This is a genomic window from Pseudomonas sp. TJI-51 (assembly GCF_000190455.2).
In the GTDB taxonomy this organism is placed as follows: Bacteria; Pseudomonadota; Gammaproteobacteria; order Pseudomonadales; family Pseudomonadaceae; genus Aquipseudomonas; species Aquipseudomonas juntendi.
The window spans coordinates 1-18,230 of sequence record NZ_AEWE02000038.1 but is presented as its reverse complement, the minus strand read 5'-3'; the positions used below and the strand labels follow the sequence as shown (position 1 = coordinate 18,230).

16 protein-coding genes are annotated in these 18,230 nt (G+C 64.2%); 8 read left to right on the top strand and 8 right to left on the bottom strand.

Annotated features, from left to right (window positions below; genetic code table 11):
• Window positions 1-28: 28 nt before the first annotated feature.
• Both cysS and G1E_RS08845 read right to left on the bottom strand, forming a co-directional pair.
• A complete protein-coding gene (gene cysS / locus G1E_RS08850) occupies window positions 29-1,411 on the bottom strand; it encodes a cysteine--tRNA ligase (protein ID WP_009682157.1) in 1,383 nt (460 codons plus the stop codon).
• 9 nt (window positions 1,412-1,420) lie between these two features.
• The gene (locus tag G1E_RS08845; protein ID WP_009682158.1) at window positions 1,421-3,124 is read right to left on the bottom strand and encodes a glutamine--tRNA ligase/YqeY domain fusion protein; all 1,704 of its coding nucleotides are present in this window, start codon (window positions 3,122-3,124) and stop codon (window positions 1,421-1,423) included.
• A 248-nt stretch (window positions 3,125-3,372) separates the two neighbouring features.
• Between G1E_RS08845 and G1E_RS08840 the strand changes: the two genes are divergently transcribed.
• Both G1E_RS08840 and G1E_RS08835 read left to right on the top strand, forming a co-directional pair.
• Window positions 3,373-3,873, top strand: a complete 501-nt coding sequence (locus G1E_RS08840) for a peptidylprolyl isomerase (protein ID WP_009682159.1) — start codon at window positions 3,373-3,375, stop codon at window positions 3,871-3,873.
• The gene (locus G1E_RS08835; protein ID WP_009682160.1) at window positions 3,870-4,592 is read left to right on the top strand and encodes a UDP-2,3-diacylglucosamine diphosphatase; all 723 of its coding nucleotides are present in this window, start codon (window positions 3,870-3,872) and stop codon (window positions 4,590-4,592) included. Before G1E_RS08840 ends, G1E_RS08835 begins: the two co-directional genes overlap by 4 nt.
• Window positions 4,593-4,692: 100 nt before the next feature.
• Here G1E_RS08835 and G1E_RS08830 read toward each other — a convergent pair whose 3' ends face one another.
• Window positions 4,693-7,002, bottom strand: a complete 2,310-nt coding sequence (locus G1E_RS08830; RefSeq protein ID WP_047149772.1) for an acylase — start codon at window positions 7,000-7,002, stop codon at window positions 4,693-4,695.
• 196 nt (window positions 7,003-7,198) lie between these two features.
• On the opposite strand from G1E_RS08830, the gene G1E_RS08825 reads away from it, so the two are divergent.
• The gene (locus tag G1E_RS08825) at window positions 7,199-7,573 is read left to right on the top strand and encodes a hypothetical protein (protein ID WP_009682163.1); all 375 of its coding nucleotides are present in this window, start codon (window positions 7,199-7,201) and stop codon (window positions 7,571-7,573) included.
• A gap of 36 nt (window positions 7,574-7,609) precedes the next feature.
• On the opposite strand, the gene G1E_RS08820 is transcribed toward G1E_RS08825, so the two are convergent.
• Window positions 7,610-7,798 carry a hypothetical protein gene (locus tag G1E_RS08820; RefSeq protein WP_003248064.1) on the bottom strand — a complete coding sequence of 63 codons (189 nt, stop codon included), beginning with the start codon at window positions 7,796-7,798 and terminating at the stop codon, window positions 7,610-7,612.
• Between the two features lie 151 nt (window positions 7,799-7,949).
• On the opposite strand from G1E_RS08820, the gene G1E_RS08815 reads away from it, so the two are divergent.
• The 4 genes from G1E_RS08815 to G1E_RS08800 all read left to right on the top strand — a co-directional run bounded on the left by G1E_RS08815 (window position 7,950) and on the right by G1E_RS08800 (window position 10,445).
• Window positions 7,950-8,408, top strand: a complete 459-nt coding sequence (locus G1E_RS08815) for a hypothetical protein (RefSeq protein WP_033690243.1) — start codon at window positions 7,950-7,952, stop codon at window positions 8,406-8,408.
• A 250-nt stretch (window positions 8,409-8,658) separates the two neighbouring features.
• A complete protein-coding gene (locus tag G1E_RS08810; RefSeq protein WP_009682166.1) occupies window positions 8,659-9,039 on the top strand; it encodes a Mor transcription activator family protein in 381 nt (126 codons plus the stop codon).
• Between the two features lie 59 nt (window positions 9,040-9,098).
• Window positions 9,099-9,806 (top strand): DUF2589 domain-containing protein, encoded by a 708-nt coding sequence (locus G1E_RS08805; RefSeq protein ID WP_009682167.1) that lies wholly within the window; start codon window positions 9,099-9,101, stop codon window positions 9,804-9,806.
• Between the two features lie 84 nt (window positions 9,807-9,890).
• A complete protein-coding gene (locus G1E_RS08800) occupies window positions 9,891-10,445 on the top strand; it encodes a DUF2589 domain-containing protein (RefSeq protein ID WP_009682168.1) in 555 nt (184 codons plus the stop codon).
• 19 nt (window positions 10,446-10,464) lie between these two features.
• Here the strand turns inward: G1E_RS08800 and G1E_RS08795 are convergent, their stop codons facing one another.
• Genes G1E_RS08795 through G1E_RS08785 form a run of 3 tightly spaced genes read right to left on the bottom strand, consistent with a single transcriptional unit; the run spans window position 10,465 to window position 16,581 of the window.
• Window positions 10,465-14,139 (bottom strand): translocation/assembly module TamB domain-containing protein, encoded by a 3,675-nt coding sequence (locus G1E_RS08795; protein WP_047149771.1) that lies wholly within the window; start codon window positions 14,137-14,139, stop codon window positions 10,465-10,467.
• Window positions 14,136-15,878 (bottom strand): autotransporter assembly complex family protein, encoded by a 1,743-nt coding sequence (locus G1E_RS08790; protein WP_033690269.1) that lies wholly within the window; start codon window positions 15,876-15,878, stop codon window positions 14,136-14,138. Before G1E_RS08790 ends, G1E_RS08795 begins: the two co-directional genes overlap by 4 nt.
• A 52-nt stretch (window positions 15,879-15,930) precedes the next feature.
• A complete protein-coding gene (locus G1E_RS08785) occupies window positions 15,931-16,581 on the bottom strand; it encodes an N-acetyltransferase (RefSeq protein WP_009682173.1) in 651 nt (216 codons plus the stop codon).
• 162 nt (window positions 16,582-16,743) lie between these two features.
• On the opposite strand from G1E_RS08785, the gene xthA reads away from it, so the two are divergent.
• A complete protein-coding gene (xthA, locus tag G1E_RS08780) occupies window positions 16,744-17,556 on the top strand; it encodes an exodeoxyribonuclease III (RefSeq protein ID WP_009682174.1) in 813 nt (270 codons plus the stop codon).
• A 69-nt stretch (window positions 17,557-17,625) separates the two neighbouring features.
• Here the strand turns inward: xthA and G1E_RS08775 are convergent.
• Window positions 17,626-18,230 (bottom strand): hypothetical protein (locus G1E_RS08775; RefSeq protein ID WP_047149770.1); only part of this gene is annotated, 605 nt, incomplete at its 5' end.

Here is an 18,230-nt window from a genome sequence, read left to right as displayed (position 1 = left end):
GGCCGCAAAGCGGCCCCAGTTGCACCGATCAGTCAGCCAGACGCCAGGTAGTGGCACCCTTGCTGTCTTCCAACACCACGCCCATGGCGGTCAGCTGGTCGCGAATGCGGTCGGACTCGGCCCAGTTCTTGTCTGCCCGCGCCTGCAGGCGCGCCTGGATCAAGCCCTCGACCTCTGCCGCATCGACCTTGCCTTCGGCGCCCGCACGCAGGAAGTCATCGGCGTCCAGCTGCAGCACACCCAGCACATCACCCAGCTCCCGCAGGCGACCGGCCAGGCCGGCAGCAGCGTCTACATCGCTGTCGCGCAGGCGGTTGATCTCACGCACCAGGTCGAACAGCACAGCGCAGGCCTCGGGCGTGCCAAAGTCGTCATTCATCGCCACGCTGAAGCGCTCGACAAAGGCCTCGCCGCCCTTGGCCGCCACGCGCGGCAGGCCGCGCAAGGCGTGGTAGAAGCGCTCCAGGGCACCCTTGGCGTCGCGCAGGCTGTCTTCCGAGTAGTTGATGGCACTGCGGTAGTGGCTGGCCACCAGCAGGTAGCGAACCACCTCCGGGTGGTACTTTTCGAGCACATCACGGATGGTGAAGAAGTTGTTCAACGACTTCGACATCTTCTCGCCATTGATACGGATCATGCCGCAGTGCATCCAGGCGTTGGCGTACTGCTTGCCGGTGGCCGCCTCGCTCTGGGCAATCTCGTTCTCGTGGTGCGGGAACTCCAGGTCGCTGCCGCCACCATGAATGTCGAAGCTCTCACCCAGGCAGCAGGTGGACATCACCGAGCACTCGATGTGCCAGCCCGGACGGCCCGGGCCCCATGGCGACTCCCAGCTTGGCTCGCCCGGCTTGACGCCCTTCCACAGCACGAAATCGAGCGGGTCTTGCTTGGCCTCGTCGACCTCGATGCGGGCGCCGATGCGCAGGTCTTCGATCTTCTTGCGCGACAGCTTGCCGTAGCCCACGAACTTGCCGACGCGGTAGTACACGTCGCCATTGCCCGGCGCGTAGGCATACCCCTTGTCGATCAGGGTCTGGATCATCGCGTGCATGCCGGCGATATGGTCGGTGGCACGCGGTTCCTGGTCTGGCGGCAGGATGTTCAGACGGCGCTCGTCTTCGTGCATCGCGTCGATCATGCGCGCCGTGAGGGCGTCGAAGCTTTCGCCGTTCTCGTTGGCCCGGTTGATGATCTTGTCATCGATGTCGGTGATATTGCGCACGTAGGTCAGCTCGTAACCGCTCTTGCGCAGCCAGCGGGTGACCAGGTCGAACGCCACCATGCTGCGGCCGTGGCCCAGGTGGCAGTAGTCGTACACGGTCATGCCGCAAACGTACATGCGCACCTTGTTGCCATCCAACGGCTTGAAGGTTTCCTTGGCTTTGGTCAGGGTGTTGTAGATGGTTAGCACGGCGGTTCCTCAGCTGCCCCAGGAGTCACGCAGGGTGACGGTGCGGTTGAACACCGGGCGGCCCGGCTGGCTGTCTTTCAGGTCGGCGCAGAAGTAGCCTTCGCGCTCGAACTGGAAGCGGTCCTCGGGCTGCGCCTGGGCCAACGACGGCTCGGCACGGCAACCGCTGAGCACTTGCAGCGAGTCGGGGTTGATGTTGTCGAGGAAGCTGCCGCCCTCTTCGGTCTTTTCCGGGTTGGCCGAGCGGAACAGGCGATCGTACAGGCGTACTTCGCACTCGACGCTGCCTTCGGCCGGCACCCAGTGGATCACGCCTTTGACCTTGCGGCCTTCCGGATTCTTGCCCAGGGTGTCCGGGTCGTACGAGCAATGCAGCTCGACGATGTTGCCGTCGGCGTCCTTGATGGCTTCGTCGGCACGGATCACGTAGCTGCCCCGCAGGCGCACCTCACCGGCTGGCTCGAGGCGCTTGTAGCCCTTGGGCGGGGTTTCCATGAAGTCGTCGCGGTCGATGTACAGCTCGCGGGAGAACGGCAGCACACGCACGCCCATGTCTTCCTTCGGGTGGCGTGGCAGTTCCAGTTGCTCGACCTGGCCCTGCGGGTAGTTGGTAATGACCACCTTCAGCGGGCGCAGCACGCACATGGCACGCGGTGCGGTGCGGTCCAGGTCGTCACGGATGCTGAACTCGAGCATCGACATGTCGACCACGCCATCGGACCGGTTGGTGCCGATCATTTCGCAGAAGTTGCGGATCGAGGCCGGGGTGTAGCCACGGCGGCGGAAGCCGGACAAGGTCGACATGCGCGGGTCGTCCCAGGCGTCGACGTGCTTTTCGTCCACCAACTGCTTGAGCTTGCGCTTGGAGGTGATGGTGTAGTTGAGGTTCAGCCGGCTGAACTCGTACTGGCGCGGGTGTGCCGGCACGGGCAGGTTATCGAGGAACCAGTCGTACAGCGGGCGGTGGCCTTCGAACTCCAGGGTGCAAATCGAGTGGGTGATGCCCTCGATGGCGTCCGACTGGCCATGGGTGAAGTCGTAGTTGGGGTAGATGCACCACTTGTCACCGGTCTGGTGGTGGTGGGCATGGCGGATGCGGTACAGGATCGGGTCGCGCAGGTTCATGTTCGGCGAGGCCATGTCGATCTTGGCCCGCAGCACGCGCTCGCCGTCCTGGAATTCACCGGCTTTCATACGGGCGAACAGGTCGAGGTTTTCTTCCACGCTGCGGTCGCGGAACGGGCTGTTCTTGCCTGGCTCCTTGAGGTTGCCGCGGTATTCCTTGGCCTGCTCGGGGGTGAGGTCGCAGACATAGGCCTTGCCGCGCTTGATCAGCTCGACCGCCCAGTCGTGCAACTGGTCGAAGTAGTCGGAGGCATAGCGCACATCACCGGCCCAGTCGAAACCCAGCCATTTCACGTCGCGCTGGATGGCGTCGATGTACTCCTGGTCTTCCTTGGCCGGGTTGGTGTCGTCGAAACGCAAGTGACAGGCGCCACCGAATTCCTTGGCCAGGCCAAAGTTGACGCAGATCGACTTGGCGTGACCAATGTGCAGGTAGCCATTGGGTTCCGGCGGGAAGCGGGTGACGATGCTGCTGTGCTTGCCCGAATCCAGGTCGGCCTGGATGATCGGCCGCAGGAAGTTCGCAGGGACAGCGGGGGCGCCTTTGGCAGCGGCGTTGGGCGCGTTGTCGGCAGTGGGCTTGCTCATAGGATCCTTGAATGCACGTGTCCGGCCTGGGTAGGCCGATTGAATCAAAGGGCCTATCATAGCCGAAGCAGTCAAGCTGCCGACAGTCGGGCCCGGATAAACTGGCGTGATTTATCACGGCTTTTTGCCGCGGCGTGGCAAAATGGCCGGCGCGCGCCATGTGTCGCGAGCGCCCGAGCCTGCGTCAGGTGTAAGCACGCGCCCTGCGCGCCCTCATTCCCGTATGCCTTGAAAGAGCGAATTTCAGCATGTCCAAAGTCAAACTGAGCACCAACCACGGCGATATCGTCCTGCAACTGAACGCCGAAAAAGCTCCGCAAACTGTTGAGAACTTCGTTCAATACGTCAAAGACGGCCATTTCGACAACACCGTGTTCCACCGTGTGATCAAAGGTTTCATGATCCAGGGCGGTGGCTTCGAGCCTGGCATGAGCCAGAAGAAAACCCGCGCCAGCATCCAGAACGAAGCTGACAACGGCCTGAAGAACACCAAGTACAGCATCGCCATGGCCCGTACCATGGAGCCGCACTCTGCCTCGGCCCAGTTCTTCATCAACGCCGCCGACAACGACTTCCTCAACCACAGCGGCAAGAACGTGCAGGGCTGGGGCTACGCGGTGTTCGGTGAAGTGATCGAAGGCCGTGAAGTGGTCGATGCCATCGAGAAAGTCGCCACCGGTTCCAAAGCCGGCCACCAGGACGTGCCGAAAGACGACGTGGTCATCGAGAAAGCCGAGATCATTGAGTGATTCTGCTGATCTCTGATCTGCACCTGCAAGAAGAACGCCCGGACATTACCCGGGCGTTTCTTGATCTGCTCGATGGCCGCGCGCGCCACGCCCAGGCGCTGTACATTCTTGGCGATTTCTTCGAGGCCTGGATAGGCGACGATGCCATGACGCCGTTCCAGCAGTCGATCTGCCGTGCCCTGCGGCAGCTGGGCGACAGCGGCACGGCCATCTACCTGATGCATGGCAACCGTGACTTCCTGCTTGGCCAGCGCTTCTGCGAGGCGGCCGGCTGCACGTTGCTCGACGACCCCTGCGTGATCGAGCTGGGCGGTGAGCAGGTATTGCTGATGCACGGCGACACCTTGTGCACCCGCGACGTGGGCTACATGAAAATGCGCCGCCTGCTGCGCAACCCGCTGAGCCTGTGGGTTCTGCGCCACCTGCCGCTGTCGGCTCGCTACAGACTGGCACGCAAGCTGCGCAGCGAAAGCCGCACCCAGGGGCGGATGAAATCCACTGAAATCGTCGACGTCACGCCAGAAGAAGTGCCCAAGGTAATGGCGGCGCATGGCGTGCGTACCCTGGTGCATGGCCATACCCATCGGCCAGCGATTCACAAGCTGGTCGTGGACGGCCAACCGGCCCGGCGCATCGTGCTGGGCGACTGGGACCGCCGGGGCTGGGCCTTGCAGGTTGACGAGCAAGGGTTTCAGTTGGCGCCGTTCGACTTTTCCTGAAGGCAACGTCGCCGGCAAGCCGGCCCCCAATTCCCACCAGGCCTTCAATACGGTGGGGAGCTTGTGGACGCTGGCTCGCCGGCGATCGAGCCAAACGCCCTTAGTGCTGTGCCACTGCGCCCTTGTCGGCTTCACTGATCACCACTTCGCGGTACTGCGGGTCAGCCTTGATCTGCGCCTCGGTAAAGGGAATTACCGCCAGCTGCTTGGCCGCAAAGGCCTTGGTCTGGTCACTGGCGTGTGCCGATGCCGCCTCGCTGGACTGCGAAAACGCCAGTAACCCGCGGGCCTCTGGCCCTTTGTCGGTGAAACTGACCAATTGCAGATAACTGGTACCACTGACCACCAGGCGCTTGCCCTGCCCGTGCGGCACACTGTACATCGCGTTGTACACCCCCAAGGCCTGTGGGCCGCCCGGCACCGGCGTGCCATCGACTGCCTGCTGCACCTGCCCCCACTTCACCTGTGGCGCCATACCGCTCTCGGCCACCTGCTGCAGTGAGGCCAGTGCCGCCTCGTGCACCCGCTTGCGCACGGCCGCCTGCTCCACGGCCAGCCCGCGCGGGGTGTGTTGCGGGTCGGCCGGGTCGAACGCAACCCGCCAGCTGTCCGGGTGCTCAGCCAAGGCGGTGAGCAGGTTGTGGAAATGCACCAGGCCCACGCCGCTCTCGAGGTCGGCCTTGCCATCCCAGTTCGCCAGGCTGGTGCATAGGGCCTGCACGTCTGCACTGGCGCCCTGGCACCATTGCAGCAAGTCGGGCAGCACCAGGCTGGCCAGGTAGACTTCGTCGTCGGTGACCATGCGCTGCAGGTCATCGACGCCCAACCGCGCTTTGCCCTGCAAGCGCTGCAGGGCAAAGCGGCCGCGCATGCCCAGCGGCTGGTCACTGCGGCTGACCAGCGGCGAAAACCCGGTCAGGGGCTGCGCCGGGTTGGCCAGCCAGGCCGGGTCGTTGGAGTTTTGCACGTAATCCTCGCGCTCAAGGCTTGGCAGCAGCCTTGCCGGGAAAATACCCGGTTGTGCCGCCTGGGCATCGACCTTCCACTGGCAGGCACTGCGTGAGCCGTCCAGCACCACCAGGCTGCCCGGCGCTTGCGGGTTGCTGCAACTGTCGAGCATCTGCTGGTCCACATAAGGCACCACTGACTGGTTCAGGTACAAGGCCCTGCCCGCCTGGTCCACCGCAATGGTGTTGACCCACGGGATACCCTGCAATTGCTCGACCGAGCCGCGCAGGGCCGCCAGGCTTTCAGCGCGGTTGATCTGGTTCCACTGCTGCAGCACGCGGGTATTGTCCAGGTTGGCGTCACGCAGGCTGTAGGCCGCATGCGTGTCCCAGTCCAGGCGGCCAGGCCATTGCACCACCGGACCGAACTGCGAGCTGTACACCTCACGCTGTACCTGGCTCAGTCGCCCATCCTCATCTTTGACTGCCACGCTGACGGTTTGCCGGGCCAGCGGCAATGACTTGCCGTCGAGCAGGTAACGGGTCGGGTCCTTGGGATCGAGCTGCAGGCGATAGAGGGTGAAATGCGTGGAGGTATCGACGGTATGGGTCCACGCCAGGTGCTGGTTGAAACCGATATTGATCAGCGGCAGGCCTGGCAGCGCCGCGCCCATGACATTCAGCTGGCCGGGGATGGTCAAGTGCATCTGATAGAAGCGCATGCCACCCATCCACGGGAAATGCGGGTTGGCCAGCAACAGGCCATGGCCATTGGCCGAGCGCTGGGCACCCACCGCCACGGCATTGCTGCCACGCTCCGTGGCAAACCGCGCCTGCCGGGCCAGGGCGGTGGCATAGCCAGCGGCCGCGAGCTGGCTGCCGGCCCCTGGCGGTTGCGCCCCCGCCAGTGCCTCCACGAACTGCCCAACCCCGCCTTCGGCCAGCAAGCGGCGGGTCAGCTTGACCAAGTCCTGGCTGCTGATCGGCCGCACCCACTCACCCGTTCCGCACTCGGCAGGCAAGCCCTGGCGGCGGCGCTCGGCCAGCGCGCGGTTGTAGCCACTGGCATAACCGGCCAGCAGTGCCTGTTCCGGCGCCGGCTGCGCCAGGAGGAACGCGTCGACAGCGGCCTGGCTGTTGAGCCAGGTGAAGAACAGGTCGCTGCTGAGGTTGTCGCGTTGCTCCAAGGTCTTGCCCGTGGCGCCGAAGTACCGGGAGCGCTCGCCATTGACGGTCAACACTTCGTTGGCCAGCAGGCACAGGTTGTCCTGGGCGTAGGCATAGCCGACACCGTAGCCCAGGCCGCGCTCGTCCCTGGCCACGATGTGCGGCACGCCGAAGGTGGTGCGGCGGATCTGGGCGCTGGCGTCGGCTGCTGCAGGTTGCGCCGGCGCAGTGGCACTCCAGGCCACCAGGGCGGCCGCCAGGCTGGCGCAGGTCATGGGACGGGACAGTGAAAACACGGGCATTCCTCGGGTTCGCGGGTTATCCCGTTCAGACGAATGGCCAGATGAAAATTTTACGTTTTACAGGGCGATGGAACGTCTTGATGAAAAACAGCCATTTTTTTAACGCGTGCGTTGCAGTTTTTGCGATCTCATTCGTCCTAGTAAGTGAGGCAACCACATTTCGGGTTCGTCCACGAAAAGGAGCATTCACATGTACAACCCGCAACCCTCATTACTGGCTGGGCGCGCTCCAGGCAAAGCGCCCAAGGGACAGGACGCATTTGCTGACGAGCGCACCGGCAACGAGCAGATCCGCGAATTGCTGCGCACCTTCGGCCTGCGCACCAGCTTGATCCGCCTGAAGGTGATCGACGCCCTGCACGCCGCCGACCGCAATGGCCGCAGCATTGGCGTGCGTGGCGTGCACGCGCAACTGGAGCAACTGGATATTCCGCTGTCGTTCCTCAGCGTGCGCGAAGTGCTCAAGCGCCTGTGCAGCGAGGGGGTGATCCAGCTGGGCAGCGACAAGTGCTACAGCCTTGCCCCCCAGGCGCGCGCCATACTGGAACAAGCGCCCGCGCGCTGAGTGCCTGGCCGGCCAGGCTTGGCCGGCCCGCGCAGGTCAAGGCTTGACCTTGCGCCGCAGGATGCCATTGATCACCACCACCACCACGGCAATGGCGATGGCCAGCATCTGGAACGTCTGTTCACTGATAGTGCCCTGCTTCTGCAGGTGGGACAGGCCCAGCATCAGGCCCAGTACGACCAGTATGATCAGAAGTGAATATTTGAGGCGCTGCACGTGTGTCATCGAAGGTTCCTTGCAACATCAGGGGCAAATGGCTCGCAATGAGCCGCGGCAATGATACAACGGGCACCGCCCCCGGCGCTGCATTTCCTGCTGGGTCAGGCGGTGACAGCCTGAAAGCATGAAACCTCCAAGCACCCATGCCGGAGGCACCGTGTACAAAGCCTTGCTCCTCACTTCGCTGTTTTTTTCCCCCGTCTACGTTCACGCCCTGGATACCCAGCAGGTACCCGCCGAGCACCTGCTGGAGCTGGGCCGCGAGCTGGCGACCCACGCCGGCACCAGCCAGTGGCAGCAACTGTGGCAACGGGTACGCCAGGCCGGCTACCTGGGCGGGGACAACAGGCCGCTGAACTTCACCGTGCCCACCACCCGCCTCCCCCATCTGGCCCGGGAAACCCTGGCCCAGGCCGACCAGGTGCAAGCCGTACGCCAGACCCAGGCCCTGTACCGGCGCAGCTTTGACGGGCAGGTGATCGGCCAGCGCGATGGGCAGCCCCTGTACACCCTGTGCCTGCTGGTGGATTGGCGAACGTTGCCTGCAAGCATGCGAACGGCGCCCCAAGCCTACCTGCACAGCGCCAGCTTGCTGAGCAGTTTCCCCTGCGACTAAGGGTTCAGCACCCTTTCGTTGAGAACGGCAGTGAGCGAGCGAGAAATCACCCTATGCAGCCTATCAGCAACGCCATTTCCTACATGCGCGGATATTGCTGCCTGCAAAACCTGTTCACCGAAGCTACAGCCGCCAACCCATATGCCGCCTAGCGACACGCCTTGGCTGTCGCACAGAATTTGCTCACACCCTCCGACATAACGCCACGGGTGATCGGGTCGCATATCCCCTTATCCCGAAGGAGCGCCACATGCAAACGCCAGACTTGAGCCAGATCGATCTCAGCCAATTGCCCCACTCGTTGCAGGCACTGATCACCTGCATCGGCATCGACAACGCCTACCAGCTGACCTGCGCGTTCGGCGGCAGGCCCAAATACATCCCCAAGCACCGCGAGCGCACCAAGCTCGCCGACGTACTCCCGCCCGAAGCGCTCGATGCGCTGATCAAGCGCTTTGCCGGGGTAGCCCTGGAGATCCCCAAGGCGGACCACTTCCTGCGCCAACTGCGTAACCAGCAAATCCAGAAAGAAAGCGCCAATGGCCTGTCCCGCAGCCTGCTGGCCAACAAGTACGGCCTGAGCCTGCGCCAAATCGGCAACATCCGCCGCCAGGAGGCGTGCGCCCGCTGAACCCCCTGCCGCCCAGAGCACCCTCGGCGGCTCCAACCCACTAGAAAGAGCATCCCACTATGTCGATAGACAACAGCCTCATTGGCTCGGTCATCAATGCCCTGCCCATGGATCGCATGATCGCCGGCCCCCTGCAAGCCATGGTCCAGGCGCAGGTTACCGCGAGTAAATCGTACGCCGACTTCCTGATGCAGGTCTGCATCCAGAACGGCAAGGCCGTAGCCATCCAGTTCGACTATGACGAAACCATCGTCGACGAACAGGGCGAATACAAAGGTGTGGTCAGCAAGACCATGAAGGTGCCGCTGCTGGCGGCCATCACCCACCCGAACATTACCATCGAGGAGGGTAATGTCGAGTTCGAGCTGGTCATCAACCAGATGTCGGAGGACGTGACCAGCAAGGACATGAACGCCACCGCAAGCGGCTCGCTCGGCTGGGGGCCGTTCAAGCTCAACGTCAGGGGCAGCGTCAGCCACAAATCCACGCAAACCCGCAAGACCGATACCCGCGCCCGCTATGCATTCAATACCACACTCAAACGCCAGGAGCCGCCGGAAGCGGTCATGCGCTTGATCGAGTTTCTCACCGACGCTGCGACCAAACCTACGGTGGTCAAAAACGCCGCCCTGGAAAGCCCAGACCAGATCTCGCAGCGCGATACCCTCAAGAACCCGGCAGCCGACACACCGGGGCTCAAGCTGGAAAACGACAAAGCACCCGGCGCTGCAAACAAACCCACGGACAAAGCTGACAAAAAAGGTTGAACCAGACCTTGATGTTTTTCGCTCACTTCCGCCTGGCCCCTTGATGAGCAACAAGGGGCCATTCTGGCCTGAGGAACCCACGCAATGGACAAGGCCCCCGCGCCCATGACTTCAATCGACCTGCGCGAGATCACTCGCGGCCTGCAAGAAGCCGCCAGTGCCACCAACAGCCTGATCGCGCAGCAGTACATCAACCTGTTCGACCAGTTCTTCGAGTGTGACAGCGAAGCGTTGGGCGCCCCCATGAAAGCCAAGATGGTGGAAGTGGCCATGGACGGCCAGCACATCATGCGTGTACCGCTGTTCGCCCTGGTGTCGCCCAAAGGCCTGGCGCTGGAGCGCATGCAGGTTGACCTGTCGGTGCGTGTCAAAGGCACCGAAGCACAGCCGGCACTCCTGCCCACCAGCGAGAACAAGGCCGCCAGCTTCAAGGTCACCATCGGTGGCCAGGGTCGCCAGGGTGACAGCCGTGACCCTGACGAAGTACAGATCCGCATGCAATTTCAGGCCAGTGAGCCGCCTGAAGCGCTGAACCGGCTCATCGAGGAGTACACCAGCCTGATCACCCCGGTACGCGCCCCCACCCCGCCACCCTCACCCGACAGCAATGAGTTCATCGACGCGGCCACCGTCCGTTGACGGCGCCGCCGCGTTCAACCTAGAAGTCGCGCTTGTAGAAGATATCCAGGGAGCTGGCCAAACCGCTGGCCGCCTCCAGGTAGACCTTCTTGCTCAACTTGTAACGCAAAGCGATGGTGTTCGCTGGCTCGAACACCCCTACCCCGTAACGAAGGCTCAGCTTCTCGGTGAGGTTGCCACTGGCCACCACGCTGGTGGTATTGCCCGAGCCTTCGGTATCCAGCTGGAAGTCGTCGATGCCCAGGCTGGAGGCCAGGCTACCGGTGATACCGGCGCTGCCTGCCAGGCCGAGGCCCAGTGCCGCTTCGGCGAGCATGTTGTTGTCCTCGCCGGAGGTGCCCAATGGCCGCCCCAGCACCAGATAGGACAAGGCCTGCTCCTGGCTCATGGCCGGCTCCGAAAACACCTGGCTGGTCGGCTGTTCGGCACTGCCACTCAAGCGAATACCGGCAATCACATCATTTACCTTGCGGATGGCTTCGATGTCCAGGTAAGGCTGGTCGATCGGCCCGGCGAACAGCAGGCGCGCGCGGCGGATGGTCAGGCGCTGGCCGTAGGCGCGGTAGCGACCGTCTGCCAGGCTCAACTCACCGCGGGTGTCGAGGTTGTCACCGATGTGCACATGGCCAAGCAGGTTGGCGGTAAGGCCAAAGCCGGTGAACGACAGCTTGTCCTGGCCCACTTCGACGTCAATGTCCATGGCCATCGCCATGGGTGGCTTGCCCTCCTCGGTCTGGCGGCCAACGATGACCGTATCGTCCGAGACCTTGACGGTAGAAGGCGGTAATTCGCGCACAGTGATCTTGCCTTTGGGCACCAGTACTTTGCCGGTGACCGCCAGTTTGTCGTCGATCAGGCGCAAGGTCAGGTCCGGGGCGACCTCCAGCGTGGCGTAGGGCTCCACCGTGATCGGCAGTTGCTGGCCTTGCAAGCGCACGTCCATGCCCAGCGCCTGGCCCCAGGTGAGGTTGCCGCTCAACTGCCCGCGCCCTGCTTCGCCACTGCGCCAATTGCCTTCCAGGCGCACCTGCTCACCGGCGATCTGCGCCTGCACAGACAGTGCCTGCAGGCTGGCTGGCAGCTCCGCGCCGCTGACTTCGCCGCCACTGAGCGCCAGGTTGCCGTTGACCTGCGGTGCCAGCAAGGTCCCCGAGAGCTGGCCGCTGCCATTGAGCTGGCCGGCCAACCGCTCGACCATCGGCACGAAGGGCCGGGCCACCGAGAGGTCCAGGCCAGCCAGGCGGAAATCACCCGACAGCGGCTTGTTCTTGCCCAGCGGGTCTAGCCGGGTGTTGAGGTTCAGCTCACCCAGCCGCTCGCCACGGAATACCAGGCGCGTGTCGATACGCCGCGGTGCCAGGGTACTGTCCAGGCGCAGGGCCTGATACGGGAAGTCGATCCAGCGGCCTTTGTCGCGCACGCGCAGGGTGCCGCCACTGGCATCGACCACCACGCTACCCTTGGGGCCACTGGCCGGTATATCCAGGCTGATGTCGGCGTTGAGCAGCCCCTGCCAGGCGAAGTCCTTGGGCAGCCACTGCGCCAGGCTGCCCAGCGGGAACTGCTTGAGGTGGTAGCGCAAGCGCGGCTCCGGCGCCAGGCGTTGGTCATCGCCACACAGGCTGGCCTGGCCAGAGCGCCAGCAGTGGGCACCGAAATCGAGCTGGCCGTTGGCCAGCCGCTGCAACCGCGCCGGGGCCTGCAACTGCCAGTCCTGGCCACCGGCCTGGACTCGCCCGCTGGCCAGTCGCCCGCGCCAGTCGCCCTTGTTCAACTGGCCATCCAGACCCAGGTCGAGCTTGAGCTGCGGGCCGTCCAGGGCCAGGTTCAGGGCCTGCTGGCGAATGTCACCCTTGCCGCTGGCCTGCAACGTGCCCAGTGCCGTGTCACCCAGGTGAATGCCGGTGGCCTTGAGCTCGACCACCCCACGCTGGGCGCTGTCGAGCTTGGCATCCAGGTTCAGTTGTTGCAGGCGGTTCTCAGCCTGTGCCAGGCGCTGGCCCTGCAACGTCAGGGTGCCTTGCGGCGCCTGCAGCGTGCCGGCGACATCCACGCGCCCCTTGACCTGGCCTTGCAGCCGGGGCCACAGCTGGCCCAGGCGGGGCAAGTCGAGGTCGATGCGCCCGGCCAGGCGCTGCTGCAGGCTGCCACTGCCATTGATCCGGTTGTCCCCCAGCTGGATCGCCAGCGCACCCAGTGTCCAGCGCTGCCCGGCCCCTTGTGCCTCGGCCTTGAACACAGCCGGCTGGCCGCGCAAGCGCCCCTTGAGGTCAAGCTGGGCATCCAGGCTCAGCACGTCATCCTTCACCTCGCCTTTGGTACGCAATGGCCCCGCCAGGGTGCCAGGCAGCTCGGCCAGCCAGTAGGCCGGGTCGAGTGCAGACAGTTGCAAGTCGACATCCCACGCCAGGGTATCGGCAAAGCGCACTGCAACACTGCCGGCAGCCTTGCCCTGCCCGGCGGTGAGCGCCAGTTGTGGCAGCCGGACCTGATCCAGGTCGCCTTCGAAAGGGCTGGCCAGGGTGAACGCCCCCGCCGGGCCGTCAAGATCACCGGCGAAGGTCCCCTGATACTTGCCATCACGGTAATGCACACGGGTATTGAAGCGCTTGAGGGTAACCTGTGGCGGCGTTTCCAGCGGATACAGGCGCAGCCAGGGAAAATCCTGCCAGTCCAGCTGAGCATCGGCGGTCAGGCCTTGCTGCCAGTCTGCCGTGGCTTGCAGCTTGACGCGCTGGGTGTCGCTGGCGGTAAGGTCGAGGGCATCGAGCCTGGCCCCCTTGCTGTCGACCAGGCCGGACAACGCCAGGGCGATCGGCGATTGTTCTGCGGGCAGGTTGGCGGTACCCGACAGCTGGTAGCCCTTGAGCAGGTCGCCCTTGGCTGCCAGGTCGAGCTGGTTCAACTGCAAGGTGTCAGGCAAGGAAGCGGCCGGCTTGAACGCTTCGGAACGGATCTGCAGCGTCGCAGGCAAGTGCTCGGCCAGGGCCTGCAGCGTGCCGCTCAACGTGGCGTCCAGGTAGCCGCTGCTGGCTCCCGTGAGGTTCAAGGTCTTTTGCAGTTCACCCTCGGCGTTCAGCGCCAGCTGCCAGGGTTTGCCCCCTACAGCCGGCAGCTGCAGTTGCGCCTGCAGCGTTGTCGGCCAGTCGCCTTCGGGCTGGATATGGCCTTGCAGGTTCAGCAGCAGGTCGTCGCGCTGCAGGTGCAGGCTGTCGATCTGCATCCCACCGCGGGTCCAGTGCGCTGCAAGCTGCACGTCGCCCAGCAGATCACTGCCGTCCAGGCGCAGCTGCCCGACCTTCACCTCGCCCAGTTCGATGGCCACCGGCAGGCGCAGTGCCGGCAATTGCAGGGGGCCGCTGTCGGCCGGCTCGGTGCTTGGGGCAAAGGCCATGTCGATGCGCTGGGCCTGCAAGCGGTCGATGCACAAGGTGGCGCGCAGCAGGCAGGCAGGCGACCATGCCAACTGCGGGGCCTGCAGCTCGACCTTGCTGCCGGCGTCGGCCCAGCTTAACCGGCTTGCTTGCCAGCTGCCCCCCAGGCGGCCCTGGAAGTCGGTGACCTGCAAACCGGGAACCTTGCCCAGCGCCCAGCGGCTGCCGGCCTCGGTACCCAGCAGCAAGCCGAGGGCCAGGCCCAGGCCCGCCAGCAGTCCAGCCAGGCCCAGCAGGGTATATCTGATTACGCGTTTCACAACTCGGGCCCCATGGAAAAGTGCAGGCGAATGCCACCGTCGTCATCCAGCGCCTTGGCCAGGTCCAGGCGCAGCGGCCCCACTGGCGACACCCAGCGCACACCAAAACCGACCCCGGTTTTCAGGCTGGGCAATTCCAGGTCGTTGAACGAGTTGCCTTGGTCGACGAATGTGGCAAGCCGCCACTTCTCGGTCAGCGAGTACTGGTACTCGAAACTGCCGGCCACCAGGTAACGCCCGCCAATACGGTCACCGTCGCTGTTTTCGGGCGACAGGGTCTGGTAGTCGTAACCGCGCACGCTCTGGTCGCCGCCGGCGAAGAAGCGCAGCGACGGCGGGATATTGTTCTTGAAACCGTTGGTTGCGCTGCCGCCGAACTGCACGCGGCCAAGCAAGCGGTGGTTGTGGCCCAGGGTGGTCAGGCCCTTGAGCAGCACGTTGCCGTGCAGCAGGTTGGTGTCCGACACCAGCCCTTCCTTGGCCACCTGCACATCGAATTGCAGGCGGTAGCCATTGTGCGGGTCGATGCGGTTGTCACTGCGCAGGAACGAGTAGCTAACGCCGGGCATCAGCAGGTTGCTCAACCCGCTGTCGTCGCCCAGGCGGTACTCTTCGCGTTGGTATTTCAGCGAGATCACCCGTTGCCAACCGCTGGGCAGCTTGCTGTGCCACTCGGGGCCCACCGTCAGCAGCTTGCTGAGGGTGTCGGTACCGGCAAGTTCTTCATTCTGATAGCCGCCGGCAAAGCGCAATTTGTCGGTCAACGGCGGATCGAGGGGAATGTCGTACCACAACCCCACGTTCTGCCGCGGCGCCGACAGCTCGGTTTCCCAGCCATAGCTGTGGCCTTGGGGGTTGACCCAGTGGCGGGTCCAGTTGGCCTTGCCGCGCGGCCCGACGTCGGTGGAGTAACCCAGGCCCAGCCCCATGGTGCGGGGTTTGCGGGTTTCCAGGCGCACGTCCACCGGTATGTCTTCACCCACCGCGGCGGTGGGCGCCGCATCCACCCGTACCCCTTCGAAATAACCGCTCGACTGCAGGTCGTTGTTCAGTTCGGCGATCAGCTCCCAGTCGTACGGGGTACCTGGCTTGAACGGCACCATGCGCTGCAGCAGGTCTTCGTCCAGCGGCGTGTCGCCGCCAAAGGTGACTGCGCCAAGGCGGTAGCGCGGGCCACTCTGGTAGACCAATTCGATATCGGCCACCCCGGCCTGCGGGTCCACCGCCAGGCGCTGGCGGCTGAAGCGCCCGCTGAAGAAGCCGTAACGCGACGCCTGGTTCTGGATCAGGCGCTTGGCATCCTCGTAGGTACCGTGGTTGAGCTGTTCACCCGGGCGCAGCGCCCGGCTGTCGGGTACCCGAAAGGCCTTCATGTCACTGGCCGGGCCCTCGATGCGCACCGTGACGTTGCGCAGCCGAATCGGCTCGCCCGGGTTGATGCTGAGGATCAACTGCGGGGAATGGTCGGCATCGCTGGCAGGCTTGACCTCGCTGTCGATCTGCGCCTGATAGTAGCCAAGTGCCTGCGCGGCTTTGCGCGCCTGCTCCTCTGCACCACGACTGAAGCGCAACAGTGCTTCTTCATCGCGGTCACCCAGTGAGCCTATATAGCCTTCGACATTGGCCTTGAGCGCCTTGTTGGCCGGTTTCACCTGCACCAGCAACTCGCTCTGGCCCCATGCTGCAAAACTGGCGGCCCAGATAACCAAGCCCCAGGTCAATCTTCCTGAATACGTCATGCGGCGAATGCTACCAGACCCGAACGCTCAAGGGAGCCGCCTTGCGGCATGTTCAGGCCAAAGCGGATGTCGAAGCCACCGGGTTGGGGTGAAAGAATACCCGTTCCCGGATCGGCCCTATGGCCACCTCACCAATTTCCTCGTAACCCTGGCGCTGGTAGAACGCCAGATAGTGCTCATTGCCCGTGTCCAGCACCACGCCTTGGGTGCCAGGGTCTTCGGCGCACCAGTCATGCACAGCTTGTAACAATTGTTCGCCGTACTGCTTGCCTTGAAACTGCGGGTGCACCCCCAGCAGTGGCAGCACATGCACCTGATCACTGGGCAGGCAGGTCGACAAAGCGGCCTGGTAGTCCATGTAGCGCCGCGTGCAGCGCAGGCCGGTGCCGAGCATCATGCGCAGGCGCCAGGCCCAACTGTCCGCCACACCCAAGCGGCGCAGCGGCGGCACGATCAGGGCCACGGCCACCAGGCGATCGTCCACCAGCAAGCCGATCGCAGGCAGTTGCAGGTAGAAGTGCTGGCGTACCCATTCACGCACCATCACCCGCAGGCGCCGTTCATAGCCTGGGCGCTGGGCTTCGAAGATATAGGCAAAAGTGGGTTCGTGCCGGTAGGCGTTGTACAGCAGGGAACGTACCTCGCGGCTGTAACCATCATCGAGCAGGCAGACACGGGCCGGAGCGGCTGTGGTTTCGGGCATTGCGGGCAGACCTCCTGGAATGGGCGTTCAGAGCCTTGGAGGTTGCGCTCCGCGCTTCGTTCCACCCTTACAGCACGTTAGCAGCAGGCCTCCTGCCCCGCCACGCTGGTGATCGCCGGCGATGTCCGCTAGCATCGCGCCTTTTACCGGGATTGTCTTTCCATGAAGATCGTCTGTTTCAACATCAACGGCCTGCGAGCCCGCCCGCACCAGCTGGCAGCGCTGATCGAAAAGCACCAACCAGACGTGATCGGCCTGCAGGAAACCAAGGTCAGCGACGAGCAGTTCCCGTTGGCCGACGTACAGGCGCTGGGTTACCACGTGCACTACCACGGGCAGAAGGGCCACTACGGCGTCGCCCTGCTCTCGCGCCAGGCGCCGCTCAGCCTGCACAAAGGCTTTGCCGGCGATGAAGAAGACGCCCAGCGCCGCTTCATCTGGGGCACCTTCGCCGACGCCCAGGGCAACCCGATCACCATCATGAACGGCTACTTCCCCCAAGGCGAAAGCCGCGACCACCCCACCAAGTTTCCGGCCAAGCAGCGCTTCTACAGCGACCTGCAGGTACTGCTGGAAAGCCAGTTCCGCAACGACCAGCCAGTGCTGGTGATGGGCGACATGAACATCTCGCCGCAGGACTGCGACATCGGCATTGGCCCGGACAATGCCAAGCGCTGGCTGAAGACCGGCAAGTGCAGTTTCCTGCCGGAAGAGCGCGAATGGATGGAGCGCTTGAAAGGCTGGGGCCTGGTAGACAGTTTCCGCCACCTGTACCCGGACGTGAACGACCGCTTCAGCTGGTTCGACTACCGCAGCCGCGGCTTTGAAGACGAGCCCAAGCGCGGCCTGCGCATCGACCTGATCATGGCCTCGCACGCGCTGGTGCCGCGGATCAAGGCAGCAGGCGTGGATTATGAACTGCGCGGGATGGAAAAGCCGTCCGATCATGCACCGATCTGGCTTGAGTTGAGCTGACCGTGTGAGCGCAACATGTCTGCCGGGGCGGCTCGATCGCGACACAAGGGCGCGCCGGCAAAGCCTGGGTTACAAGCCCAGGCGCAGCACCTCGCCTACCCCCGCCCCACGCACATCGTCCGCCGCGCTGACCAAGGCAAAGTTGTACGCCCCATGCGACCAGTACCGCGCCTCCAGCTGGCCATCGACCCGTTGCCCGTTCGGCATGCGCCGAAAGCCTTCGCTGGGTGAACGCATGAACAGGCTGATACGCTGGCCCTTGCCGTCCTCGAACACCAACAAGGCTGCGGGCCCTTGCTCGTTGCTGAGCAACCGCGCCCCCCCCGGCCTGAAGCCATAGCCCGCCAGGTCTGGCAACTGCCCGACACGGTTGAAGTGCCGGCCCAGCCAATCGCGCAACTGGGCCGGGTCGCTGGCCTGAATATCCAGCGCCTGGCTGGCGGCGAACAACTTGTGCGCCTGCACGGCATCGGCCATCGGCAGCTCGGCATTGGCCAGGGTGGCATCGCGGGCCTGCCAGCCGCCCAAGCCCCCTACACCCAGGGCCAGCACCATGGCCGCTGCCGCGGCCCAGCGCCGCTGCCGGCGTTGGCGCAGTTGCCGCCGCAGCTGGCCCAGCTCAAGCGCGGGGGCACCGGCTGGCTCGCCAAGCCCGGCCAGCGCCGTGCGCAGCC